This window comes from Pseudoalteromonas luteoviolacea, assembly GCF_001696455.1.
Taxonomy (GTDB): domain Bacteria; phylum Pseudomonadota; class Gammaproteobacteria; order Enterobacterales; family Alteromonadaceae; genus Pseudoalteromonas; species Pseudoalteromonas luteoviolacea_C.
Window position 1 is genome coordinate 584842 of record NZ_MAUJ01000001.1, and the last position, 26106, is coordinate 610947.

General features: G+C 42.1%; 17 protein-coding genes. 14 read left to right on the forward strand and 3 right to left on the reverse strand.

Annotated features, from left to right (window positions below; all coding sequences use genetic code 11):
* Positions 1 to 168: 168 nt before the first annotated feature.
* The 6 genes from glk to adk all read left to right on the forward strand — a co-directional run bounded on the left by glk (position 169) and on the right by adk (position 6904).
* The gene (gene glk / locus A7985_RS02540; RefSeq protein ID WP_065788856.1) at positions 169 to 1185 is read left to right on the forward strand and encodes a glucokinase; all 1017 of its coding nucleotides are present in this window, start codon (positions 169 to 171) and stop codon (positions 1183 to 1185) included.
* A 12-nt stretch (positions 1186 to 1197) separates the two neighbouring features.
* Entirely contained in the window at positions 1198 to 2208 is a 1011-nt protein-coding gene (locus A7985_RS02545; protein ID WP_065788857.1) for a LacI family DNA-binding transcriptional regulator, read from the forward strand.
* A gap of 269 nt (positions 2209 to 2477) precedes the next feature.
* The gene (edd, locus tag A7985_RS02550; protein ID WP_065788858.1) at positions 2478 to 4331 is read left to right on the forward strand and encodes a phosphogluconate dehydratase; all 1854 of its coding nucleotides are present in this window, start codon (positions 2478 to 2480) and stop codon (positions 4329 to 4331) included.
* Positions 4332 to 4353: 22 nt separating this feature from the next.
* Positions 4354 to 4974, forward strand: coding sequence for a bifunctional 4-hydroxy-2-oxoglutarate aldolase/2-dehydro-3-deoxy-phosphogluconate aldolase (locus A7985_RS02555; protein WP_065788859.1), 621 nt, complete (start codon positions 4354 to 4356; stop codon positions 4972 to 4974).
* A gap of 16 nt (positions 4975 to 4990) precedes the next feature.
* Complete coding sequence (gene gap / locus A7985_RS02560) at positions 4991 to 5995, forward strand: type I glyceraldehyde-3-phosphate dehydrogenase (protein ID WP_065788860.1); 1005 nt, start codon at positions 4991 to 4993, stop codon at positions 5993 to 5995.
* Positions 5996 to 6259: 264 nt separating this feature from the next.
* The gene (gene adk, locus A7985_RS02565; RefSeq protein WP_065788861.1) at positions 6260 to 6904 is read left to right on the forward strand and encodes an adenylate kinase; all 645 of its coding nucleotides are present in this window, start codon (positions 6260 to 6262) and stop codon (positions 6902 to 6904) included.
* 161 nt (positions 6905 to 7065) lie between these two features.
* Here the strand turns inward: adk and A7985_RS02570 are convergent, their stop codons facing one another.
* A complete protein-coding gene (locus A7985_RS02570; RefSeq protein ID WP_141685252.1) occupies positions 7066 to 9300 on the reverse strand; it encodes an EAL domain-containing protein in 2235 nt (744 codons plus the stop codon).
* A 294-nt stretch (positions 9301 to 9594) separates the two neighbouring features.
* Here A7985_RS02570 and tmk point away from each other — a divergent pair, with 294 nt between their 5' ends.
* From tmk to A7985_RS02600, 6 genes are all read left to right on the forward strand, one after another.
* Positions 9595 to 10227, forward strand: coding sequence for a dTMP kinase (gene tmk / locus A7985_RS02575; protein WP_065788863.1), 633 nt, complete (start codon positions 9595 to 9597; stop codon positions 10225 to 10227).
* Between the two features lie 33 nt (positions 10228 to 10260).
* Entirely contained in the window at positions 10261 to 11172 is a 912-nt protein-coding gene (gene holB / locus A7985_RS02580; RefSeq protein ID WP_065788864.1) for a DNA polymerase III subunit delta', read from the forward strand.
* 5 nt (positions 11173 to 11177) lie between these two features.
* On the forward strand, positions 11178 to 11504 hold the full coding sequence (locus A7985_RS02585) for a PilZ domain-containing protein (RefSeq protein ID WP_065788865.1): 327 nt from the start codon (positions 11178 to 11180) through the stop codon (positions 11502 to 11504).
* Positions 11505 to 11513: 9 nt separating this feature from the next.
* Positions 11514 to 12311, forward strand: coding sequence for a TatD family hydrolase (locus A7985_RS02590; RefSeq protein ID WP_065788866.1), 798 nt, complete (start codon positions 11514 to 11516; stop codon positions 12309 to 12311).
* Complete coding sequence (locus tag A7985_RS02595) at positions 12292 to 14136, forward strand: metallophosphatase (RefSeq protein WP_065788867.1); 1845 nt, start codon at positions 12292 to 12294, stop codon at positions 14134 to 14136. Before A7985_RS02590 ends, A7985_RS02595 begins: the two co-directional genes overlap by 20 nt.
* A 74-nt stretch (positions 14137 to 14210) precedes the next feature.
* A complete protein-coding gene (locus A7985_RS02600) occupies positions 14211 to 17921 on the forward strand; it encodes a two-component regulator propeller domain-containing protein (RefSeq protein ID WP_081310399.1) in 3711 nt (1236 codons plus the stop codon).
* A gap of 88 nt (positions 17922 to 18009) precedes the next feature.
* Here A7985_RS02600 and metG read toward each other — a convergent pair whose 3' ends face one another.
* A complete protein-coding gene (metG, locus tag A7985_RS02605; protein ID WP_065788868.1) occupies positions 18010 to 20034 on the reverse strand; it encodes a methionine--tRNA ligase in 2025 nt (674 codons plus the stop codon).
* 193 nt (positions 20035 to 20227) lie between these two features.
* On the opposite strand from metG, the gene apbC reads away from it, so the two are divergent.
* Positions 20228 to 21301 (forward strand): iron-sulfur cluster carrier protein ApbC, encoded by a 1074-nt coding sequence (gene apbC / locus A7985_RS02610; protein WP_065788869.1) that lies wholly within the window; start codon positions 20228 to 20230, stop codon positions 21299 to 21301.
* Positions 21302 to 21515: 214 nt separating this feature from the next.
* On the forward strand, positions 21516 to 23981 hold the full coding sequence (locus A7985_RS02615; RefSeq protein WP_065788870.1) for an EAL domain-containing protein: 2466 nt from the start codon (positions 21516 to 21518) through the stop codon (positions 23979 to 23981).
* Positions 23982 to 24013: 32 nt separating this feature from the next.
* Here A7985_RS02615 and A7985_RS02620 read toward each other — a convergent pair whose 3' ends face one another.
* Positions 24014 to 26041 carry a hybrid sensor histidine kinase/response regulator gene (locus tag A7985_RS02620; protein ID WP_065788871.1) on the reverse strand — a complete coding sequence of 676 codons (2028 nt, stop codon included), beginning with the start codon at positions 26039 to 26041 and terminating at the stop codon, positions 24014 to 24016.
* Between the last annotated feature and the right edge of the window lie 65 nt (positions 26042 to 26106).

The following is a 26106-nucleotide window of genomic DNA, read 5'->3' on the forward strand; positions in this document are numbered from 1 at the left end:
AATGTCACTGTTTTATCATTTTGTTGTCAAAACATATTTGGCTGCCCTTTTTTAGGGCAGCATTTTTTCAGCCTGCGTGCAAAGTTTCGGCTGAGTATTAATTGGGATAACAAGCAGGGGCAACCCTGAAAGGTGGTTGGAACACCACTACAACAGAGAAAAAACAACATGAGCCAGACAACACTTAAAAGTTCAAATGGTCATGACCGTGCGTTCGAACCAATAATCGTTGCTGATATTGGTGGTACAAATGCGCGATTTGCTGTCGTGACAGAATTTGATTTAGACACAAACCAGTTCGCTATAGACCATCAATTCACTTTCCCTAGTGCGGAATTTCAGTCCTTTGAATCTGCCCTTGCTGCATTTCTTGCAACTTTAACTATTAAAAAACCTTCCAGAGCATGCTTTGCTGTTGCAGGACCAATAAAAGGTCAGCAAGTTTATTTGACCAATTTGGGTTGGAATTTCAATACACAAGATATTAAAAGCCAGTTCGATTTTAAAGAACTTGCAGTGATCAATGATTTCGCTGCATTTGCTTTCGCTGCTCCGCACTTAAGTAAAGAAGACAATATCCAAATTAAGACAGGTCAAGCAGATCCTAATGCCAATATAGCAGTATTAGGCCCTGGGACAGGTTTCGGTGCAGCATGTCATGTCAAAGATATTCATGGCAGCGCGGTAATGAGCTGTGAAGCTGGGCACATAAGTCTGGCTGCAGTAACGGAATTAGATAGACAACTCTTGCAAGTACTTAAAGAAAGTACACAGCATGTTTCTGTAGAAACGGTGTTCTCTGGCCCAGGCCTTGCGAGATTATATAAAGCAATGGCACAAGTGAAAGGGGTGCCTGCTGAAGATTTAAATGCAGCACAAATCAGCGCAAAAGCGCATGAGTGTGATGTATGTGATGCAACACTGAATCAGTTTTGTGACTGGATAGGCAGTGTTGCTGGAGATATCGCGTTAACCTTTGGGGCGTTAGGTGGCGTATTTATTGGCGGAGGGATCTTGCCTCGCATGACTGAACGACTTATTTCTAGTCGATTTGTTGAAAGGTTTACGGAAAAGGGGATAATGTCTCAGTACGCTGGACAAATTCCAGTGACGTTGGTCGTGCAGGACAATATTCCTCTGATTGGTGCTGCGGCGTGTTTACATGACCGAGACCAGTTTTCGTAAATTGGAATAAATATGAAGAAAGTTACCATAAACAGTGTTGCAGAGTACGCAGGCGTTTCTAAAAAGACGGTTTCTCGCGTACTGAATAATGAACCCAATGTTAGCCCCGCAACGCGTGAAAAGGTGCTCAAAGTATTCAAAGAGTTGGATTACAAGCCTAATCCAATTGCGAGAGGGCTTGCTCGTAACAAAAGCTTTATCATTGGTTGTCTTTATGATAATCCAAGTAAAAGTTATATAACACGAGTACAAAGTGGCGCTTTAGAGGCGTGTCATAAGTTTAATTACAATTTATTGATCCACCCGTGTGAGCTCAGAGGTACCGAGCTCATTGAAAATGTTGGTCAACTTCTTACAACGTCGAGATTAGATGGGCTTGTGTTGACGCCGCCATTTTCTGATTCTCAAGAACTCATTGACTACTTGAAGAAACAAGATATTCCATACGCACGGGTTGCTTCTGCTATCCAAGATGACTCTTCTATATCTGTCAGGAGTAATGACGAGCAGGGGGCATTCGAGCTAACCGAGCATTTGATTTCGCTCGGGCACAAAGACATTGCGTTCATTAAAGGGCACCCTGATCACAGTGCGACTGAAAAACGTTTTAGCGGCTATCGAAATGCACTCATGAAACATGGCATTGATTTCAAAGCTCATTTAGTGGCTGAAGGTAACTTTAGTTATCACTCTGGGGCAGACAGTGCAAAAGAGATCCTAGACTTGGATCCTATGCCAACGGCAGTGTTCGCGTCTAATGACTACATGGCTGCGGCGGTGTTAAAACTTGCGACACAAAGGCAGCTTAAAGTACCGCAAGATATTTCCATTGCTGGATTTGATAATGCACCTATTGCACGACATATATGGCCAGGCTTGACAACAATTGCGCAACCTGTTGAAGAAATGACACGACAGGCAGTAGAGCAACTGATAATGCAAATATCTGATCCATCTACAGAAGTTTATCAAAAAGTATTAGAAGCAAAACTGATCACGCGCGAGTCGACCGCAGCGCGTTAATCACTTAATTTTTACATTTACTTGCCCAAAGCCCAATCCTAGCGATTGGGCTTTTTTTGTCCATAATTTAGATATACGCGTTATTTAATCTAATTTTCATATTCAACTGTTGACACCGGTGTCAGGAATGTGAGTTAATACAGTGACACCGGTGTCAGGTTGAGGTGAGAGACAACCTGATAGCGTACCTTTGAACGGGTAAATCAAAGCAGCTCAGTACATATAGGTGTGCTGAGCCTTTTTCCTCTAAACATGCAGAGAGGCAGATTATGTTGCATCCTCGAATTCAAGAAGTTACTGAAAGAGTTGTGAAGCGCAGCCAACAGACTCGAAGTGCCTACCTAAAGCGTATTCAAGAAGCTAAAAAACAAACGCGCGTTAGAGCTGGGTTAGGTTGTGGTAACTTAGCACACGTAATGGCTGCGTGTTCAAGCAGTGACAAAGCAAGGTTAAAGGCGGATGACCAACCAAACCTTGCGATCATAAACTCGTACAATGATATGCTCTCTGCTCATGTTCCATATATCGAATATCCAGATTTAATTAAAAAGATAGCGACACAGTACGATGCGACAGCTCAAGTTGCAGGCGGCGTTCCGGCAATGTGTGACGGTGTTACACAGGGGCGTGATGGTATGGAGCTGTCTTTGTTTTCTCGTGATGTTATCGCGATGTCGACCGCAGTTGCACTGTCACACGATGTATTTGATGGTGTCTTTTGCTTAGGCGTGTGCGACAAAATAGTGCCCGGATTACTAATTGGCTCATTGTCATTTGGTCATTTGCCAATCTTCTTCTTACCAGCTGGTCCAATGGAGTCTGGTATTCCTAACAAAGAAAAGGCACGAGTTCGACAAAGTTTTGCACAGGGTTTAGTGAGCAGAGAAGAGCTTTTAGAAGCTGAAAGTGCATCCTACCATAGTGCGGGTACATGTACCTTTTACGGCACGGCGAATTCAAATCAAATGTTGATGGAAATTATGGGGCTACACCTTCCAGGTAGTTCATTCATCAACCCGTACACTGAGCTACGAGACGGACTAACAGCAAGTGCCGTTAAGACGATGCTTGAGCAACTTATTAACACTAAGACCGCGAACCCAATCGGTGAAGTTGTCAGTGAAAAAACGGTAATTAACGGCTTAGTTGGCTTATTAGCAACGGGTGGTTCAACAAACCATGCGATTCATTTGGTTGCTATGGCAAAGGCCGCCGGCGTCCAAATTACTTGGAAAGACATGGCTGAGTTATCAGAAGTCGTTCCGTTATTAACACGCATCTATCCAAATGGTTCGGCAGATGTAAACCACTTCCAGGCCGCTGGTGGCATGGGCTTCTTGATGCGTGAGTTGCGTGATGCAGGCTTCTTACATAACGATGTTAAGACCATTGTTGGCGAGGGGTTAGACGATTATACAATGGAGCCGGTATTGGATGTTGATACGAATGTGATCATGACCAATAGTGAAGGTCCAAGCAAAGTCAAATGGGTTCCTTGCCCGGAAAGCTCTTTAGACGAAGAGGTTTTAAGACCGGTTTCAAATCCATTTAGCAAACAAGGTGGCTTACAGTTATTAACCGGTAACTTGGGTAAAGCGGTCATTAAAGTTTCGGCCGTTGATGAAAAGCATCAAGTGGTATCTGCTCCAGCTAAAGTGTTTAGTTCTCAGGCTTCACTTCAAGACGCGTTTGCAAACGGTGAGTTAAACCAAGATTTCATCGCAGTCATTAAAGAGCAAGGTCCAAAAGCGAAGGGCATGCCTGAACTACATAAGCTAACGCCAGTTATGGCAACTTTGCAAGACCAAGGCTATAAGGTAGCGATTGTCACAGACGGTCGTATGTCTGGTGCATCAGGTAAGGTACCTGCTGCGATTCACCTAGCGCCTGAGGCGGTTGAAGGTGGAGTCATTGCCAAGATTCGCGAAGGTGACTTAGTGACATTAGACGCGCCAAACGGAGACCTAGTTTTGCACGTTTCTGACGAGGAGCTAGCGAAGCGCGAGTTAGAACTAACACAGCCTGAATTTACATTTGGCACAGGCCGTGAGCTATTTACAGGTTTTAGAAACATGGTAAGCAGTGCGGATATGGGCGCAAGCGCCTTTGGTATCGACGATTAATATCATTGGGAATGGGGTCATTATGAAAATACAGGAAATTTTATCGGCAGCACCAGTGGTACCTGTCATTGTTATCGAAGAGCTTGAAGATGCAATTCCACTTGCTAGGGCTCTGTACAACGGCGGACTTCGTGCACTTGAAGTGACACTTAGAACGCCAGTAGCAGCAGAAGCAGTAAAACAAATTAAAGAAGCATTGCCTGAAGCGTACGTTGGCACAGGCACTGTGGTAGACAAAGCTTCATTCGAAGCATCTGTGAATGCTGGCGCTGACTTTATGGTAAGCCCAGGTGTTAGTTCTGAACTATTAGAACTAGCCAAAAGCACAGATATTCCATTTTTACCGGGCGCAGCGACGCCTAGTGAAGCGATGGAGCTAGCGTCTCACGGGTTCAGGTTTTTGAAGTTTTTCCCAGCGGAAGCAGCAGGCGGAGCGCCAATGTTAAAGTCTATTGGTGGACCTCTTCCGCAAGTGACATTCTGTCCGACTGGTGGGATCTCACTAGAAAGTGCGCCTAAGTATTTGGCGCTAAAAAATGTAATTTGCGTTGGCGGTACTTGGATGCTGGATAAAGCGCTAATTGCAAACAAAGATTGGCAAGCCATCGAAGCGCTTGCGAAACAAGCAAGTGAAGTTAAATAATTAGGGGAATGTAATCATGATTAACATCGCAATTAATGGCTATGGCCGCATCGGTCGCAACGTATTACGCGCACTTTACGAATCAGGTCAAAATGAACAAATTAAAATTGTTGCAATTAACGACTTAGCACCTGCTGAAACGAATGCACATTTAACGCAATTCGATTCTGTTCACGGTCGCTTTAATGAAAAGCTAACTTTGGCTGGTAATACACTGGTTATTGGCAACGATGAGATTACATTAACGCAAGAGCGTGACCCTGCAAACCTTCCTTGGAAAGCACTAAACGTCGATATCGTACTTGAATGTACAGGTATTTTCACATCACGTGATGCAGCAGCTAAACACATTGAAGCAGGTGCTAAGAAAGTAATCGTATCAGCACCAGGCACAGATTTAGATGCGACGGTAGTTCACGGTGTTAACAGTGAAGTACTATCTGCAGATAGCAACATCATTTCGAATGCTTCTTGTACGACTAACTGTCTAGCACCAGTTGCTAAAGCGCTGAATGATGTAGTGGGTATCGAGCAGGGAAGTATGACGACTATTCACGCGTTCACTAACGACCAAAACTTATGTGATGTTTATCACAAAGATTTATACCGTGCGCGTAGTGCAACTCAGTCAATGATCCCGACAAAAACTGGGGCTGCGAAAGCAGTTGGACTGGTTCTACCTGAATTAGCGGGCAAGCTTGATGGTATGGCTGTTCGTGTTCCTACCGTGAATGTTTCTCTTGTAGACTTAACATTTGTCGCTAAGCGAGAAACAACCGCTGAAGAAGTGAATGAAATCGTCAAAGCGGCAGCAGAAGGTGCGATGGCCGGTGTTTTAGAGTATAACACCCTTCCTTTGGTTTCTATCGACTTTAACCACAACCCAGCATCTTCTGTATTCGATGCAACGCAAACGAAAGTTGAAGGTAAGCTTGTAAAAGTAATGGCTTGGTATGACAATGAATGGGGCTTTTCAAACCGAATGCTCGATCAGGTTAAAGCATTAGGTGCATTCCTTTAATAAACGTGTTTTATAAAAACCCCGCTAAAGCGGGGTTTTTTTATTGCGTGTTTCTCGCAACTTCATAAATTTCAATGACACAAACTCAAACTGAGTTTAACTTTAGCCTGTTTATTGCACAGTGGAATTATCCTTTTATTGATTTCGGTACAAACGAGCTGAAAACCTATTATCAATTGGTATAAGTCACTTGAGAATCACGGCACAATGTGAAAAAATTCCAAACAATTAAAATACAGTAAACTCTGAATCGAGGAACATAATATGCGCATTATCCTTTTAGGCGCGCCTGGTGCTGGTAAAGGCACTCAAGCTCAATTTCTAATGGAAAAATTTGGTATCCCACAAATCTCTACTGGCGACATGTTACGCGCTGCGATCAGTGAAGGCACTCCACTAGGTTTAGAAGCCAAGAAAGTAATGGATGCAGGACAACTGGTTTCTGACGAAATTATCATTGGCTTGGTAAAAGAGCGTATTGCAAAGCCTGATTGTGAAAAAGGTTTCCTATTAGATGGCTTCCCTCGCACTATTCCTCAAGCAGACGCAATGAAAGAGAATGCAATTAACATCGACCATGTAATTGAGTTTGATGTTGCAGATGAAATCATCGTTGAGCGTATGGGTGGCCGTCGTGTACACCCGGGTTCTGGTCGTGTTTACCACGTTGTTTACAACCCACCTAAGGTTGAAGGTAAAGATGATGAGACAGGCGAAGATCTAATTATTCGTGCAGATGACACTGAAGAGACAGTACGTAAGCGTCTTGGTATTTATCACGACCAAACAAGACCTTTAGTTGACTATTACCAGAAAGAAGCACAAGAAGGTAACACTCAGTATCATAGACTTGACGGTACACAAGCAGTTGAAAGTGTAAGTCAACAACTGAGTGAGCTGCTTGGCTAATTGCTGTCAAAGCTTTCAAACAATAAGCCCAGCTACTATGCTGGGTTTTTTTGCACGGTATAAATAAAAAATGCGCCTTAACAAGGCGCTAATAAATAAGGGGTAATTCAAATGCCAAACTAATTTGGACACGGTTATTTAACACTATTTTTGTGATAGATTTATGACAGTGTTGCAGCGTCTGCTTTGGAAGATTTGTGTTTTAAAATTAAATCTTCAGCTGCGCACGGTTTACTAAACCAGTATCCTTGAAACTCTCTGATACCAAGAGCGCAAAGCATGGCATAATCATCATGCGTCTCTACGCCTTCCGCAAGTAGTGATATTTGCATATTGTCGCAAATGGTAATCAACCCTAGTAGCAATGCATGTTGTTTTTTAACATCATTGATATCCGTGAGCAAACTTCTATCTAGTTTTAAGCGTTTAATTGGGCACTCTAAAACGCGAGCAATGTTTGAGTAACCAGTACCAAAGTCATCAATACTTAAAATAAACCCAAGCGCTTCTAGTCGAACCATTGTCTGGTTATGATCATCCGCAAAGCTATACTCTGTTAACTCGAGCTCAATTGAATCTGGAGAAACTCCATATGACTGAGTAATTTTTTGGATGTCGTTAACAAATTCGGGGTCTGCGATGTCCCTTGAGCTGATATTGATCGCAATGGGTACATCGATGTAAGCGTTTTGTGTTAAAAACTCGCAAACCATTGTGAGCATATTTCGAGTAACACTACTGACCAGTCCAAACTCTTCTGCTATCGGTATAAACTGTGATGGTGGTACCCAACCTAACAGGTTACTATGCCATCTAGCTAACGACTCGTAGCCAATGATGTTCTTATTTATATCGTGTTTGCTCTGTAGGTATAGTTTGAGCTCACCGAGCTCTATGGATTTCTCTAACAGCAATGCCATTTCATGACGTGCCAGCGTTTGTCTGCGAGTTAGTTGGTCAAACACTGTCACCATTTGCTCAGGAGCTCTTAATTCACATGCTTGTAGCGCATTTTTCAGAAGCCTTTCTGCCACATACCCGTGCTCAGGGTAAGTCGCTATGCCAATAGCGTATTTTGAATGAAACTGATGTTGGCCGAGTTTTAGCCAAAAATCTAAGTTCTTATGCCAGCGATTTGCAGTTTCGCTTAAGGATCTTTGAGTTTCAACCAAAATAGCTATTCGGCCTGCGCCGATATAGGCAATTTGGTCAAGTAAATCAGGTTCTTGCTCGACGAGTTGATTGATTCGCGCGTAAAGTGTGCGATGTTGCTCTCCATCAATCATGTAATCAAGAACATGTTTATTCAGGTTATCTGCAATAAGCAGAGCAAACGGAGTCCCCCTGTCTATATGTACTTGCAACTGTTCTAGGAGCCAGGTTTTGTTGGGCAAGTTAGTTGCTTTGTCGAAGTATTTTGCTTGTTGATGGGCGACATCCAATGCAAGTAAGTCATGTTGCATTTGTTGTTGATCTGACACATCTTCTAAGTACCAAGCTTTAATGCTCTCTGAATGTTGTTCTTGAGCAGCGACGCCAATACATCGCTCATTCACCGCAAAGGTTTTTTCAACGTCCATTAGCAAGTCGCTATCGGATACCAGATAGGTTATGTCATCATGTGTGATCCGGCTCAAATTTAATGGCAGTGGAGCCGTTTGAATCCCAAGTAACCTTTTTGCCTTATCGTTTGCTTCTACGATATTAAATTGAGGGTCGACAAGAATAATAGCGTTGTAAGACTTCTGGAAAAAACGTTGATATATCTGTTTTTGTGAACTTAGCAAAGTATTGTTTTCGAGCATATGCTGATTGAGGCGGTTTGCAGCTAAGCTTGTTCTCCAAACGGCCAAAGGTATGCAACAGTTCAAAAAGAAAAAGAGCAATAATTGAATATGCAGCGGTGCATCAACAAGCATCCGTTGGCTTTTTGGGATGATGGAAATGTCCACATTGTTGACTATCATCAGAAAAGGTAAAACATTGATAGCTGCATAGAGCGTCGCCGTTCTTTTCCCAATTAATATCAGCGCAATGATTGGTGTGATATACATAAATATAGAGCCTAAGTGAGCAAGCTCTATGTTTGGAATAAAGAGGTTGATAAACAAGCTGGCTAAAACAATGCTCAGCAATAACAAATGGGCAGTAAGGAAAAATGCGCGTTTACTTAAATATAGTAAACCACCAAGGCTAGTTGTATACCCCGCAGTTAGTGCAATCACATAATTCAAATCATAGTCGATAGCAGCGGGTAAACTGTTGAGGAAAATGCCAAAGCATAATATTAAACCCGTTGCTAAGATAATTCTTAGCGCACTTAACCGCCAAGCTGGAACCTTAACGGTGGGCCTTTGTTCTTCTTCAAGCAAGAAAAATCGACTAAAAGTACTCAAAGCTAAATATTTCGTATTATTATTTTGAACAATACTAAGGTCTATACGTACACAATTCAATGACAAATAGTCAAAATAAGGACTTAAATCAAACTGATTACGTTGTCATAAGGGATTACGAATAAAGTAAAAGCACACTTTATAACCAGTTTGGACGTGAGAAGTTGCAATAACGTGAATTTAATTGATTAATTGCGCGAATAGTAGCCAAATGTTTCTAGCGATACTGATAAAATACATAAAAGGCGTTAATATACCGCCATCTTACCCATAATTATAAGGCTTGAGTGTAAAATGAGCAGAGGGTTCATGTTGGTTTGTGATGGTAGCAATGGTGCTGGTAAAACCACAGTAATTAAGGGCATTGAAGCCCATTTGCTATCAAACGGGTACGAAGTAGTTTTAACGCGCGAACCGGGTGGAACTGAAATTGGCGAGAAAATTAGAGAAGTGATCTTAGACCCTTCTACGCCTCAGATGTCAGATATAACCGAGTTAATGCTATTCGGTGCCGCTCGAGCACAGCATGTAGCAGAGAAAATTATACCAGCATTGGAAGCTGGGAAAGTTGTCATTTCAGACAGGTTTGATGCGGCTACATTTAGTTTTCAACACTATGCGAGGGGTATCGATTTAGCAACGATAAAGACCATCAATGAGTTGGCATTAGGTGGCTTTAAGCCAGACCTAAATATCATTCTGGATTTGGATCCTCAAGTCGGTCTAGAGCGAGTACAACAACGCGGTGAAGGAATGGATCGTTTAGAAGTCGAAAAATTAGATTTCCTGAGTCGTGCAAGAGAAGGGTATTTGGCGCAAGCGGCGGCGGAGCCAGATATCTTTACTGTAATTGATGCAAGCTTCTCCAAAGAAGAAGTATTAAAACGCTGTATTGATGCTGTCAACAATTTACTTGAAAAAGTATGATTTATCACCATTTAGATAAGGCCGTTTAACATTATGTACCCTTGGTTACAGGTCTTTCAAAACCAATTAAAAGAGAGCTTTTCTCAGGCGCGCTTTCATCACGCTCAGTTGTTGTATGGGCTAGAAGGGATTGGGAAGAGCGCATTGGCGACAAATCTGGCCAATGCATTACTGTGCGTAAATACGCAGGATGAGATGAGACAATGCGGCACATGTAAGAGCTGCAATCTATTCAATGCTCAGAGTCATCCCGATCTATTCATCTTGTCTGCAGAGCAAAACAGCATCGGGGTTGACGAGGTTCGGGCGCTTAATGAATTTATTTTTCATTCAGCACAACAGGGCGGAAACAAAGTGGTGGTCATTGAGCAGATTGAAAAGATGACAGAATCTGCAACTAATGCGCTGCTTAAGACGCTAGAGGAGCCAGCCCTTAAGCGCTATATTTTAATGACTTGCGATGATCTTTCTAAAATTAAAGCGACAATTTTAAGCCGTTGTAATAAAGTACAAGTAAATATTAGTGATAATCATCAAATCCAATCATGGGTAGGACAGCAGGGCATTAATACTGCGTTGTATCCATGGCTTGAAAACTTTTATGACCAACCTCTGTTATTACAACGATGGTTAACGCATGGTAGTTTGGACGAAGTAGATAACATGTGGAAAGTCGCGCATGATATTGTTAGGATTTCGGATATCGCTGCACTTGATAATAGCCTAAGTAAAGATCCAAGCCTTTTAAATGTTTTTTGTCGTTTTTTGATGAGTGCTTCTAAGCAGCAGGTGATGAACGGTCAACTAAACTTTATACAGTACCAACACTGTGTAGCAAGTATCGAGAAGTTTTTGTCTGACCACCATGATGTGTTGGGACTAAACAGGACTTTAAGCCTTTCAAATTTAGTGTTTGGGCTTCAGAGTGCAATGAAACAGGATTAATTACAGTGCAAGAACTTTTAGTTGATATTGAAGATCAAGACGAGCTATATCGAAGTTATATGCCGTTTCTGAAAAATGGTGGCCTATTCATCAAAACAAATACACGTTTTGATATGGGGGTTGCCGTTTCTCTTCGGGTTATGTTGCCTGATGCGTTAGAAGAGGAAGAGGTTAAAGGTAAGGTCGTCTGGATAACACCACAAGGCGCTCAGAATTCTAACCCTCCCGGAATTGGCGTGAGCTTCGACCCTGAATTTGAATTATTAAACGATAAAATCGCGAAACTTTTGGGCACAGCGCTCAACCATGACAAACCAACCTATACAATGTAAGAAGTAGTAATGATTGTAGATTCACACTGCCATTTAGACCGTTTAGATTTCGCTAAGCTCAAAAGCGAGTTGCCAGAAATTTTACAAAATGCCCGCGATAAGCAAGTAGAGCACTTTCTATGTGTTAGTGTCACGCTTGAGCAGTTTCCCAGTATGCTTGAAGCGATAGAGGGATTTCACGATGTATCTGCATCTTGTGGTGTTCATCCATTAAACCAAGAAGATGCGCTCGATAAAGCTAAACTAATTGAACTGGGACAACACGAGCGAGTTGTGGCAATTGGTGAAACGGGTCTCGACTATTACTATTCTAAAGACACACATAAAGTACAACAAGATAGTTTTGCTGGGCATATTGATGTGGCCAACGAACTCAATAAGCCACTTATTATTCATACCAGAGATGCTCGAAAAGACACGCTCGATATTATGAAGGCGCATAATGCAGAAAAGTGTGGCGGTGTCTTACATTGCTTCACTGAAAATTGGGAAATGGCGAAAAAAGCCATTGATATGGGTTTTTATATTTCTATTTCTGGGATTGTTACATTTAAAAATGCGGTTGAGCTACAAGAAGTCGTTAAAAAGCTTCCATTAGATCGCTTGTTAATCGAAACGGACTCTCCTTATCTTGCGCCAGTCCCTCACAGGGGAAAAACAAATCAGCCGGCATATGTACAAGATGTTGCATATTTTATCGCAGATCTTAAAGGGCTGTCATACAAAGAACTTGCGCACGCGACAACAAACAACTTTTACAAGCTATTTAGTTTAGCAAACAGAACCAATGGCATTACCTCAGGTTAATCTCCCAACAATACTAAGCGGGCCGATGGTCCGCAGAGCAGAGCCCGAACATATTTGTCTGCAATTTGTAGTAACCAAACTTACTACACTGACGGCTTCAGTTGCAGCCTTAAGTGTGGAAAGCAAACAGACTACCATTCGCTTAGGTGAGCGATTATATTTGGTTTTTCTGAATGTGACTCCGTCACAAGGTGAGTTTCCATCTGATGAGATTTTGCCTTATAAAGTGTCAATTGATGGTTTAGAGTTGGAGACTAACCATTTGAGTTATGGGGCAACTCCCTCATTAGTAGTGCCTAAAAATTTATCTAGCGTATTACATGGCTCATGCAGAAATCCTCACCATCCTAGCAAAGATAGCTTGGCCGTTGCAGATGAACACCTTTATCAACTTACCAAAGCAAATAAGCAACGGGCTAGTTTACTGTTGATGTCTGGGGACCAAGTTTATGCCGATGACGTAGCTGGGCCAATGCTCAATGCGATATACCAGCTGATCCCATTACTTGGTATCTATAAAGAGCAACCACTAGATTTACCGTTGCCGGATAGTTTGGAGTCGCAGCTTTACGTAAGAGATAAATTTTTACCAAAAGAGTCATGGGAAAAGCGAAGTAAATTTACCTTAGGGTATTGGACTAGAAAAGATGAGCCGCACTTTTCTAGCGTCAAAGCTGGTAACCACTTAATCAGCTTTGAGGAGTTTATTGCTTTTTACATTTTAAATTTCAGCTCAGCTGCTTGGTCTTTGGTAAAACCATTCGAATTTGATAAGGGGTATTTAAGTAAGCCGCACGCATTGCAATTTGAAACTGAAGAGCGAGCGTTGCGGGACTTTATAGCAACTTTGCCCAGTGTTGAAAGGTTAATGGCGAATATTTCGACCTTAATGATGTTTGATGATCATGATATCACTGATGATTGGAACCTTACGCCCAAATGGGAACAGAATATAGCAAACTCCAAAGAGAGTAAGCGCATAGTGACCAATGGCCTAATTGCCTATTGGTTATTTCAAGGGCTCGGTAATGATGCGTTGACGCAGTCAGCTGCGCTTCTTAGCGAGTTCAATCACTCATTTCAAGGTTGTGAGTGGGACTTTTCGAGATTTGATAAAGCGATTAACCGTTTTGGTCAATGGCACTATTGCTTAGATACCTACCCGAAAGTTGTTGTTTTGGACACTAGAACTCACCGTTGGCGAAGCGAACAGGACTTCAACGAACCCAGTGGCTTGATGGACTGGGAGAGTTTAATGGAGCTTCAAGATGTACTTATCAATCATGAAAGTGTATTGCTGGTGAGTCCCGCTCCTGTATTTGGTGTAAAAGCGATAGAGACGATTCAAGCGATTTTTAACAGTTGTGGAGAACCCTTAGTTGTCGATGTTGAGAACTGGATGGCCCATGAAGGTGCAGCCAAAAAACTCATAGCCATCTTTAAGCGCGAAGATACGCCTAAAGAGACCATAATACTCTCTGGGGACGTACATTACTCATTCTGCTTCTCTGTCCAAGCTCGTTTTGGCCGCCATCACAATCGAATATGGCAATTAACCGCATCAGGTATTAAGAATGAGTTTCCCAAAGGCCTTTTGAATATTTTAGAGAAACTTGATACTTGGCTATTTGCAACTTGGAGTCCCTTTAACTTATTTACCAAGCGGTGGCAGTTAGCTGTATCAAAACATAAGTCTGATTATGGGAAGGGACGATATCTGGTTTCAGATTCAGCGATTAGTTTAGTTGAATTGGAAAAGGGAAAACTGAAACGCTATGCACTGCTCCATGGTACGGGTGAAGTGAGTGACTTCGATCTAAATTAAAATACATAGCTTTACAGCGCCAAACGTAGCTTTTGCTATAGTTATTGGTAAGTTTCGATACTAAGTGGCATTTTATGCTGTTTAAGTTGCACTTATCGGTAATAACAAAATTGCTTGCAAAAGATGTGGCATGCAAGTTGGTATTGATAGCTATTTTGCTAGCAGGGTTTGTTAGCCCTTCTATTGCAGGGCCTCTCTTTACCGATACTTCCCAAGTGATGCGCAGGTTTGATTATGAATCAGGCCTTAGTCAAATCACGATTATGGCATTAGCTGAAGATCAGCTAGGGTATATCTGGATTGGCACGCAAGCGGGGTTAAACCGCTTTGACGGCCATGAGTTCAAACAATTTACCAGCAAACAACAAGACCCGAATGAGCTTGCTGGGGCATTTATAACGGGTCTTTGCCATAGCGGTGAAACCGTCTGGATTGGCACGAGCACAGGGTTGAGTGCCTATCATACCGTCACCGGCCGGTTCCAGAGCTTTCTCAAAGAGCACTACAATGTCATTTCTTCGGACCGTGTTAAAACACTCAGTTGCACTGGGAGCCATATTGCTGTTTCAACAGAAAACAATAAGTTTTACTTGATTGATAAAGTCACGCTGGAGCCTAGCTCCTTAGAACTACAAGGGCGGTTTATCAGCCACGTTGTCACAAATAAAGAGCTTATTTACTACCTTTCTGAAGAAGGCCTGATGGCGTTTAATACGCAATCAGGGCAAGGCTTTCAACTTTTAAGTGGTGATTACAAACATATGCGCCTAAATGGCGAGAGGGTGTTTTTACTGTCTAAAAGTAACGAACTAGTTAGTTACGATACCCTATATGAACGCATCTTATGGCGCAGTAAAGTGAGTGAGCGAAAAGGGTTAGAACTTAACAACATTCATATTTCTTCAGATAGCTTGTTTTTAGGTACTAACTATGGCGTGTACTTGTTTGATCTCAAAGGGAACTTGAAGAAGCATTGGTTCAAACACGAAGGGCAGGGGCTGGGGCTTCAAGACAACAGCATAATGTCTGTGCTCAAAGATAGTAATAGTGACCTTTGGTTTGGTACAGAAACCGGAGGTTTGCACTTTATAAGCCGTTTGAGTGAAAATTTTGGACATGTGAGTGAGTACAACTTCCCTGACAATCCCATGAAAGAGCCTGATATTCGTAACTTTGCACTGGATAGGCAAGACCGACTTTGGCTGGCTACTTCTTCAGGCTTGTACTTCTTCGATGGTCAAGGGTTTAAAGCTGCGTACCTTGAATACAAACGGCTTTCTCCACTTTCGAACGCATTTATAACCAAGCTTCATATTGAAAATAACTTTCTGTGGTTGGCCACCAGAGGGCTTGGTGTATTTCGATTGGACTTTACAAGTGGAGAGCTACTGAATTTGGCTCCAGACGTAGGCAAAGGTCCTGAGCTAAGCTTCAATGACATCGTATCTTACAGAGGCAAAATTTTGGTCAGCTCTCGGACTATGGGGCTGTTGTATTTTAATGAGACCTCAAAGCAGCTCGAATCATTTATCAAATTAGACAATGCCCCGAACCACGTGTCATCTATTTTACCTTTTGGTGATGGGCTTGTTTTCGGCAGTATTGGGGATGGGTTGTTCAAGTACGAAGAAGGCGTATTGGAGCAGTTAACAATTGCTGAGTCGCTTGTATCTGATATTGTATTTATGCTCCAAGAGGACAGCTATGGTCGTATTTGGGCTGGCAGTGAGTCAGGCGTGTCCATTGTGAATAGCAACTTTACAGTCACAAAAGTGATAAAAAAATCAGAAGGACTGACAAATGGTGCTGTTTGGGCGCTTATTTATGATGAACAAGACCACGTATGGCTTGGCACGAGTGGTGGGTTATCGAGAATTAATATTCATGATTTTAAAATTGATAACTTTCTCCCTGTGGATGGTGTGCAGGGCAATGAGTTTAACTATAACGCCAGTTGGTTGTCTCCCGATGGGCGGGTGTTTATTGGTGGGTCTAAAGGATTTAACCAATTTTACCCAAAACAAATTAGAATCGCGCCAACCAGCAGGCCATTGTTGGTGTCTAGCATCGAGTTATTGGGAAATGAATTGCATCCATCTACGGATGATGAACTTAAACTTGCACCAGAGCTAACAACACGAATTGACCTCAATCACAATCAAGACATTTTGTCTCTGCATTATTCGAGTCTGGATTATGGATCTGAAGGGTTACGTTTTTACTACCGTATTATAGGGCTGAGTGAAAAATGGCTGAAGCTAGCGGATGGTGTCAGACAAATTAATCTGCTAAAGCTCAATCCGGGCAAATACCAAGTTCAAACCTATACCATAAATCGGTTCAACCAAGTCTCGCCAACCCATTTGTTTGATATAAAAATACAAGCGCCTTGGTGGTGGGATAATTATACCAAAGCGGCGTATATTTTGACGCTGACCTTGGCTTTTTACCTATGGATAAGACAAAGACAGAAACGCTTCCAGCAAGTTGTCACTGACAATCAAACTATGAACGAATTGCAAGAGCGATTGGAGTTGTCGCTGTGGGCGAGTCAAGACGAATTATGGGATTGGCATATAGAGACTGGGAAAATCTATCGGCATAGTGTTAAGCCTCGAATTGATTATGGTGACTGTAAGTCTTGGATGGCGGTCAGCGATGCGGTGCACTTTATCCATCCCAAAGACTGTGTTACGTGGGAAGAAAAGCTTGAAGCCTGCTTAGAAGGTGACGAGGATACCTATGAAATCGCAATACGTGTTAAAACAGTGGATGGTGATTGGACATGGGTACTTGAAAGAGGCAAGGTCGTCAGCCGTGACAGTCACGGCAAGGTGATGCGTGTAGCTGGTGCTTTAAAAGATATAGCCGAATTAAAAGCCCACCAAAATGCATTGCAGTCTCTCAATGAAGAGCTTGAGATAAAAGTGGCGGTACGTACAGACGAGTTGTATCGGAAAAATCAAAAGCTTGAACAAGCAATGATTGAATTAAAACGAACACAGCAAGAATTGATTGAAAGTGAGAAAATGGCGTCGCTGGGCAATGTTGTTGCGGGCATTGCGCATGAAATAAATACTCCGCTGGGGATTTCTATAACCGCAATTTCATACAACGAAGAAAGCCTAAAACAGATTTCTGTTAAATTGGAGAATCAAACCTTAAAACAGTCTGAGCTTGAGCAATCGATAAAAGAGCAGCGGGAAGGGTACCAGCTAATGAATCGTAATCTAGACAGAGCGCGAGAGCTTATTAGCAATTTTAAACAGGTTGCGGTTGATCACTCCAGTGAGGTGCAAAGAGATATAAACGTCAAAGAATACGTAGAGGATGTGTTTAGTTCTTTGGCACCTTTGGCGAAGGGGAAAAGCGTTGCGTTAAAGATTGATGGTGATGAGCGCATTGATGTAAATACATACCCAGGGGCTATCTATCAAATATTAACGAATCTTTATAATAACTCGATGATCCATGGTTTTGAGCATCAAGACGAGGGTTGTGTTCAAGTTAGTTTGCAACTACTTGAGGGTTTTTGGTCTTTGACGTATAAGGATAATGGAATTGGTATGAGTGATAGCAGCCTTAGCACGCTATTTGATCCGTTTGTGACAACCAAAAGAAGTCAAGGTGGGTGTGGGCTTGGTATGCATATTGTTTACAACTTAGTGACTCAATTGCTTAAAGGCGAAATATCTGCTTGGTCAAAGCCCCAAAAAGGGTTAGAGGTGAAGATTAAGGTTCCCTATGTAAAAGCTACAAGTCCGATAGATGTAAAAGAAGCTTAGAAGACATACGCTCCTAATTTGGGTTCGCGCATCTTTGAAATGTAAAAAAGCCACCAGTAAGGTGGCTTTTTGTATATACCGGTGAGCGTTACATTACTCTCATACCCGGCTCTGAACCTTCATCAGGGTTCAGGATGTAGATTTCTTTTCCGCCTGGGCCTGCTGCCAGTACCATGCCTTCCGACATACCAAAACGCATCTTACGTGGTTTAAGGTTTGCCACCATAACTGTTAGCTTGCCTTCAATATCTTCAGGTGCGTAGGCTGATTTAATGCCTGCAAATACTTGGCGAGTTTCACCGCCTAAATCTAGCGTGAGTTTAAGTAGCTTTTCAGCTCCTTCAACGTGTTCTGCTTTAGCGATTTTTGCTACACGTAAGTCTACTTTAGCAAAATCATTAAATTCGATTTCGTCTGCGATAGGCTCTTTAGCCAATGGGCTGTTGGGATCTAATGCCGGCTTTGCTGCTTCTAAGCTTTCTTTTGAAGCATCTACCATGGCGTTTACCTTATCTAAGTCTACACGTTGCATTAATGCTTTGAACTTATTGATCTCATGACCTTTCAATGGTTCGCTTACTGTTTCCCATTGTAATTCTGTCGCCAAGAATTGCTCAACATTGGCACTCATACCCGGTAGTACAGGCTTCAAGTAAGTTAAGATAACTTTGAACATATTTAGGCCAAGTGAACATACTTGGTGTGCACGCTCTTGTGTCGCTTCATCTTTAATGAGCACCCAAGGAGCCTCAGCATCAATAAACTGGTTCGCTTTATCTGCAAGTGTCATAATTTCGCGAATTGCTCTGCTGTATTCGCGATTTTCATAGTGTGTTGCGATAGTTTCTGACACAGCACTGAACTCAGCTAAAAGCGCTTCGTCCATAATTTCATCACTCAGTTTGCCTGCAAACTTTTTAGTGATGAAGCCTGCACAGCGACTAGCAATATTAACCACTTTACCAACTAGATCCGAGTTTACACGTTGAGCAAAGTCTTCTAGATTAAGGTCAAGGTCAGTAATACCACTATTGAGCTTTGCAGCGTAATAATAGCGCAAGTACTCAGGATCTAAATGTTCCAAGTAGGTTCTCGCCTTGATAAAGGTACCTTTTGACTTGGACATCTTAGCGCCATTTACAGTCACAAAGCCGTGCGCAAATACGTTTGTTGGCTTTCTAAACTCAGCGCCTTCTAGCATCGCTGGCCAGAATAGACTGTGGAAGTAAATAATATCTTTACCAATGAAATGATATAGCTCTGCGTCAGAATCTTTACCCCAGAAGCTGTCAAAATCAATGCCGCTTTTATCGCATAAATTCTTAAAGCTAGCCATGTAACCAATAGGGGCATCGAGCCAGACATAGAAGTACTTGCCAGGGGCGCCTGGGATCTCAAAACCAAAGTAAGGTGCATCTCGGCTGATGTCCCATTGTTGTAGGCCTTCGGCAAACCACTCTTCTAATTTGTTCGCCATTTCAGCTTGAAGACTTCCAGAGTGTAGCCACTCTTTTAGCATACCTTCAAAAGCTGGCAAGTCGAAGAAGAAGTGCTCAGAGTCTTTCAACACAGGTGTTGCGCCAGACATTGCAGATTTTGGATCTTTGAGTTCAGTTGGGCTATAAGTTGCACCACATGCATCGCAGCTATCACCGTTTTGATCTTCAGCGTTACAAGTAGGGCAAGTACCAGTAACAAAGCGATCAGGTAAGAAGATGCTTTTTTCAGGATCGAAAAGCTGTGAAATAGTACGCTTCTTAATGTGCCCTTTATCATTTAGGCGGGTATAAATCAGCTCGCTAAGTGCTTTGTTTTCTTCGCTATGAGTACTGTGGTAGTTGTCAAACACAATATTAAAGTCAGCAAAGTCGCGCTGCCTTTCTATACTGACATTTTTTACCATTTCTTCAGGTGTAATGCCTTGCTTTTGAGCATTAAGCATTATCGGTGTACCGTGGGCGTCGTCTGCACACACATAGTATGCTTCATGGCCACGCATTTTTTGGAAACGCGACCAAACATCTGTTTGAATATATTCTAATAAGTGCCCTAAATGAGTTGGGCCATTTGCATACGGTAATGCACTTGTAATGAGAATTTTTCTCTTTGTCATAGTTTTCCCAAGGTTTTTTAGCCGCATTGACTAATGCCAGTTGAAGCGCTGTTCTAATTTTAACGGTTGAATTTAGTACAGTTTTAATCTTTAACTGGAATATGCCCTCTTAACGCGATTTTGACTGGTCTTAATGAACTGAATGTTACATAATTCCAGCGTTATTTTCACCACCTGATGGCGTTTTATTTGTATGTTTGGTATCAAGAGTTTGTTCAGTAAAGAAGATCCTGCCGAAAAGAAAATCATTGAGCTTTTAAATAACTATAGAAGTGCAATTTTTCCGATGGGGATTCACCCTGAGTGGATAGAGCAAATTAAAAAAGAAAATAACGAGTGGCAAGTTCATATTAATTTGCCCTTTGCGGCTAAATCACAGCAATCGGTGGTAAAAGCCTACCTAAATGACCACTTAAATTATGAGATTAATATATCTCTAAATACCCAGCTTGCGCCTCATTATAAGTTTAAAAAAATTAAACACATCGTATTGATAGCTTCAGGCAAAGGCGGGGTAGGTAAGTCAACCACTGCTGTAAACCTTGCTTTAGCACTTAATACTGAAGGAGCAAAGGTAGGCCTACTAGATGCCGATATCTACGGACCTTCAATACCTTCATTGTTAGGCTTGGTCGGTGAACAACCAACGGCAAAAGATGACAAAACGCTCAACCCAATGGACAAATATGGCTTAAAAACTATGTCGATTGGTTATCTAGTGCCAGCAGAAAATGCCACAGTATGGCGCGGTCCAATGGCTTCACAAGCCTTGAGTCAGTTACTCAATGAAACCGATTGGGGCGAGTTAGACTATTTAATCGTTGATATGCCGCCAGGGACGGGAGATATTCAATTGACGATGACACAGAAGCTCCCTGCCAGTGGCGCGGTCATAGTAACGACACCCCAAGACTTGGCGTTGGCAGACGCGCAAAAAGGGATTGCCATGTTTTCACAAGTAAACCTACCTATAATCGGGCTGGTTGAAAATATGAGCTTTTTTAATTGCGAGCATTGTGGTGGAAAAAACCATCTATTCGGCAAGGATGGCGGTAATCAATTAGCTGCCCGCCACGGAGTCCCTTTGCTGGCTGAAATCCCGCTTGATATTCAAATACGCGAAGAGTCTGAACAGGGTAGCAACCTGATAGATAAAGGACTTCCTATTGGAGCGCATTACTCCTATAGCGCGCAATTGATCAGTAGTATGCTGTACCTCCAATCACATGATAACAACGGTGTAGAAATCGTGATTACTGATGATTAATCATTTTTTACTATTCTAAAATGCATTATTTTTCCTAATAGCTGGTAATTATCATCACAGCTTCCATAATTGAGCTTAGTAGTGACGGTTGATGTAGTAAGTACCTATTTTTGCGTTAATTCATTAGGCACTCGGGACGCATGTATTAGTAGTATCTGCAGCATTAACCAATACAGTGAGATCCTATTTTAATCACTTACTCAAGGAGGTGGGTATGTGGTTTATAACAGTGAAGCTATTTATCATTTTTTTGTTGGTGGGTTGCTTTAGCGTCGAAGCCGTTCAGGGAAGCTACACAATTGAGCGCTTTGCAGATGCTTCCAATCAACTTTCGATTGATGCTGTTATTGATCGTAAAGGCCACTTTAGTTCTATCGATACAAAAACGAAATTTAATAAAGGAGAAACCGTTTGGGTAAAAATAAGCAATGGTGCTGAAGATAAGCAATTAGTCGCTATAACGAGCCCAATTGAGGGGCATGTTAAGATGTACAGAGTCGTTGCAGGCTCGGTCGTTGATTACATGATTGCGTCTCCGAATATAGGCTATACCTCTATAGAGCAAAGTATCCTCCCACATCAGTTGCTAAGAGATGGTGGTCGACAGGCAGAAGTGTATATTCAAGTGCATGCGAAATATAATGGCATGCTGTCATTGTCTGTGATGTCTGAGAATGAGTATCGTGAAGTCTTGAGCCAAAGGTTATTTATTCTCGGTGCGAGTAGCGGTGTACATTACTTTATCGCATTTTTTGTATTGCTTATGGCACTGGGCCAATCACGTAAAGGCCTCGGCTCGTTGGCTGCTTATTTCGTCTGTATTAGCGTACAAAGCGGGGTCTATAACGGTGCAAATAGTTTATTGTTTCCAAACGATTTAGTTGGTTATTTCGCCACTTTTCATAGTCAAATATTTCTGCTTTCCCTAATCTTTGCCATTCTATTTTTATACCATTTTATGGTTGAAAAGCGAGCTGATGGACAGCATACCAAGCTAGTGAGTGCATCTATTTGGTTTATTGCCGCTTTAGCTGTACTAATCGCACCTCTCAACGCACAAAACTCACTTGTTTTTCATGTATTGGCAAGCTTGATTTGCTGTGTTTTATACGCAATTGTCTTAAAAAGTCAGTATGCAGAGCATAAAGATGAAGTGCTGGTTCTAATATTGACTTGGTTGCCTATTTTTACCTTGAAGGCTTCGATTTTTGTGAACCAATTTGGCATCTACATTCCCGTCGATGAATCTCTTTTGAGCCATCTATTGATTACCCTCCATGTTGTGATGCTAGCGTGCTATTTGTACTGGCATGATAAAAATAAAAAAAGACGACTCATGTTTTACGCCACACACGACAAAGATACGGGCGCGCCTAACCGTTACATGTTGCAGCAAAGCTTGGAAGCGTTAGATAAAGGCACAAAGCCACACACGTTGTTATTGTTTAGGCCTCTGGTGCTGCAAACGATACGCTTGAATATGGGATGGAATTACGCAAATGCACACTTGAAAAAGTTACTTGCTAAAGTGGGGGCTCAGTTAGATACCTATGGAAATGTGGTTATTGCAGAAGATTTGAAGAGCCATTCTTCAATATACAGACTAGATGATTCATTGTTCGCGGTGGTCTTAATTGGCAAGTTTGAGCTCAGTCAAGTAGAACAGTTTGTATGTATTTTATCAGCTAGCTTTGAAGAGGGAATTGATTTCGGTGGGGATTTACTTGTCGATCAGTTGGAAATTGGCGTGGCGAGCAATCCGATCCATGCATCTAGTGCAGATTCGCTCATTCAATGTGCAATGCAAGCAATGGCTGCCAAGCCCGTCGGCACGAATAAATGGCAGCTATTTGATTTTGGTAATTCAATCGTATCTCAGCGGCGTATTAAAATCGCGTCAGCGTTAAAAGTCGCCATAGAGCGGGGACAATTGAGTTTATATTTACAGCCTCAGCTACATTTAAAGTCTGGCAGGGTGTATGGTGCAGAGGCGCTGTTACGATGGCATCACCCCGAGATGGGAGTTATTCCGCCCAGCGAGTTTATACCAATCGCTGAGTCGTCAGGTATTATTTATGAACTGACAGAGTGGGTCATTGAGTCTGGATTAAAGCAGCAATCTGAGTTGGTTAAGCTCTTGCCATCTCATACCCTGTCTTTGAATATATCCGGCCGAGATGTGGGAAGAAAAGAGCTTACCGTTCAGTTGATTGAGCTCATTAACCACTATGAGTTGACCCCTTCGCAAATTGTTCTTGAAGTCACGGAATCCGCGACTGTTGAGAACGAAACTATGTTGTTTGATAGTTTAACGGACTATCGGAGTGTTGGTATTAAAGTAGCAATAGATGACTTTGGCACTGGTTATTCGTCTTTAGCTTATCTTAGCCAACTTGGATTTGATAAACTCAAAGTTGATAAGCGGTTTGTCATGGATTTGGAGAGCTCAAAAACAAACCAAACCATATGCAAAGCGACCTGTGATATGGCACATAGCTTAGGCTCAATTGTGGTTGCAGAGGGTGTTGAAAGTGAAGGTAGTTACCGGCAGCTACAAAGTTTCGACTGCGATATAGGCCAAGGATACTTTATTTCCCGACCATTACCATTTGAAGATTATAAAGTGTGGCTGCAAAGGATGACTGACGTTGAAGATGTGATTCACTACCTAACATCTTAGCCTGTAATGAGAAGCATAATTTCTGGTCTTAGCTAACTTTTGTTGTGTTCGCGGAGGTTTTCTAGGCAGTTTGATAAAGCTTCTGCGAGCGGCATTAGGCCGATCGGTTTAGATAATACGTCATTCATGCCAGCTCGTTCGCAAGCGGCCTTGTCTTCTTCCGATGTGTTGCCGGTTAGGGCGACGATGTGGGCGTGGCTGGGGAGAAGTTTTTTCTGCAAAAGGTTTTTGGTCGTTGTTAATCCGTCCATCACTGGCATTATGCTATCCATAAAGACCAAATCATATGATTTGGCAGAGCACTTTTCGAGCGCAATCTCGCCATTGCTTGCATAGTCTGAAATAACGTTAAACTTCTGCAAGAACGCCTCCATTACCTTTTGATTAATTTCATTGTCTTCAACGACTAAAACGTTTAATTTGGACGCATCAAAAGCGGTATTCTGATAAGTATCTTCTTGCACTTCCATAGAGGTAGTTTGAAATGGAATTGAAACTTTAAATTGACTCCCTTTTCCCAAACTACTTTCAACGTCAATACGGCCACGCATGACTTCGATGAGTTCTTTTACTATAGACATGCCAAGCCCTGTACCACCATAATGACTGCCTACTTCTTTTTCACCTTGTTTGAAGGGGTGAAAAAGCGTGTTGAGGCTACTAGGAGACATACCAATCCCTGTGTCAGACACTAAGATATTAAGCATTATCCCTGAGTTTGTTTCGACGGACTCAACGCTTAATTTGATAGTGCCTTGTGACGTGAACTTTAGTGAATTACTCAGCAGATTAGTGATTATTTGATTCAACCTGACCGAGTCACACAGCACCATACAATTTGGCTTAAGCTTAATGTGCGTCTCAAATTTGACTTTGGGGCTTTTAACTAGTTGCTTGTACAGCTCAACGATATCTGAAATGACAATGTGCATATCGGTAGGTTGAGGTGATAAGGATAAGCCTTCTTGAGAAATTTTCGAAAAGTCGAGTACTTCATTAACAAGGCCTAGTAAAATGTCGGCGCTGCGCAGTGCTAGCTGCAAGTTTTCAGTTCTGGTGTCTGAATTAGTTTCGTCCAGAGAGTTTATTAGAAGCCCAGAGATTCCATTTAGCGGCGTTCTCATTTCGTGACTAATTTTGGACAAAAAATGACTTCTTTCATCTAGCAACATCTCAGCTTCGCGACGCTGTTCTTTTAGCGTTTCACGCAGTTCAACAGACTGCGTTATATCTTGCAAGGAGCCAAACAAACAAATGCATTTACTATCGTTAATTTGAGCTTCTCCATGACAAGATACCCAGATTTGTCTACCAGTTAGTGTCGCAACCTGCAGCTCTATTTCCCATGGTTTACCTGTTAACTGAGCATCAGATATTGCATTCAAAAATTGCTGCTTATTTGTATCGCAAGCGAAGAGAGACAGCCACATGTCTAACGTCGGCTGTTTACTTTTTGGTAAATCATGAATGCGCTTTGTTTGGTCACTCCAAAATACATTGTGACTCTCTAAATCTATCCGCCAGCTCCCGATAGAGGCAACTTTTTCCATTTTCTCTAGTGTTTTATAGTTGTCATGTAGCACTCGCTCAGCTTTACGTCTTGCAAATTCAGAACCCAGCCATTGTGCGAACAGTTCGACATAGTCAATATGTTCTAAAGTAAAAGGCTGACTAATTTCTGGAGAAGAAAAGTTAACGGTGCCCAGCGTTTCGCTTCCTATTCTAATCGGCGCTCCAATATATGATTCTAATTTAAAGTTTGAGTAGCATGGATGGGTAGAAATCGTGCTGTCACCTGCATGGTGAAAAGAAAGTGCTTTATTCGCTTTGAGCGTATGGGTGCAGTATGTTTTACCTAATTCGAAGCGACATTTAGGCGCTAACTCAGGGTTTTCAGATTCGACATACAAAATGACATAATTTGAGCCAACAACCTCACTGACAATCGCGATCTCTAACGAAAATACCTCTAGCCCAAACTTAAGCAAAGACTGTATTTTCTGATCTGTTGACAGTGTCTGATCCGACACGATTGAGTGAAATTGCCTTAAAAAGCTCACAGTGTGGTCCTTCTTCTTGTGCCAGTACAAAGTTACTAAATAACTTGCTTCGGTATGATGAGCGC

What these genes read in the sequence shown, in the direction of transcription:
- A7985_RS02545 (WP_065788857.1), top strand. Translation starts at nt 1,198, where the DNA reads ATGAAGAAAGTTACCATAAACAGTGTTGCAGAGTACGCAGGCGTTTCT.
- glk (WP_065788856.1), top strand. Translation starts at nt 169, where the DNA reads ATGAGCCAGACAACACTTAAAAGTTCAAATGGTCATGACCGTGCGTTC.
- tmk (WP_065788863.1), top strand. Translation starts at nt 9,595, where the DNA reads ATGAGCAGAGGGTTCATGTTGGTTTGTGATGGTAGCAATGGTGCTGGT.
- A7985_RS02555 (WP_065788859.1), top strand. Translation starts at nt 4,354, where the DNA reads ATGAAAATACAGGAAATTTTATCGGCAGCACCAGTGGTACCTGTCATT.
- A7985_RS02595 (WP_065788867.1), top strand. Translation starts at nt 12,292, where the DNA reads ATGGCATTACCTCAGGTTAATCTCCCAACAATACTAAGCGGGCCGATG.
- A7985_RS02600 (WP_081310399.1), top strand. Translation starts at nt 14,211, where the DNA reads ATGCTGTTTAAGTTGCACTTATCGGTAATAACAAAATTGCTTGCAAAA.
- edd (WP_065788858.1), top strand. Translation starts at nt 2,478, where the DNA reads ATGTTGCATCCTCGAATTCAAGAAGTTACTGAAAGAGTTGTGAAGCGC.
- apbC (WP_065788869.1), top strand. Translation starts at nt 20,228, where the DNA reads ATGTTTGGTATCAAGAGTTTGTTCAGTAAAGAAGATCCTGCCGAAAAG.
- A7985_RS02615 (WP_065788870.1), top strand. Translation starts at nt 21,516, where the DNA reads ATGTGGTTTATAACAGTGAAGCTATTTATCATTTTTTTGTTGGTGGGT.
- adk (WP_065788861.1), top strand. Translation starts at nt 6,260, where the DNA reads ATGCGCATTATCCTTTTAGGCGCGCCTGGTGCTGGTAAAGGCACTCAA.
- gap (WP_065788860.1), top strand. Translation starts at nt 4,991, where the DNA reads ATGATTAACATCGCAATTAATGGCTATGGCCGCATCGGTCGCAACGTA.
- metG (WP_065788868.1), bottom strand. Translation starts at nt 20,034, where the DNA reads ATGACAAAGAGAAAAATTCTCATTACAAGTGCATTACCGTATGCAAAT.
- A7985_RS02590 (WP_065788866.1), top strand. Translation starts at nt 11,514, where the DNA reads ATGATTGTAGATTCACACTGCCATTTAGACCGTTTAGATTTCGCTAAG.
- holB (WP_065788864.1), top strand. Translation starts at nt 10,261, where the DNA reads ATGTACCCTTGGTTACAGGTCTTTCAAAACCAATTAAAAGAGAGCTTT.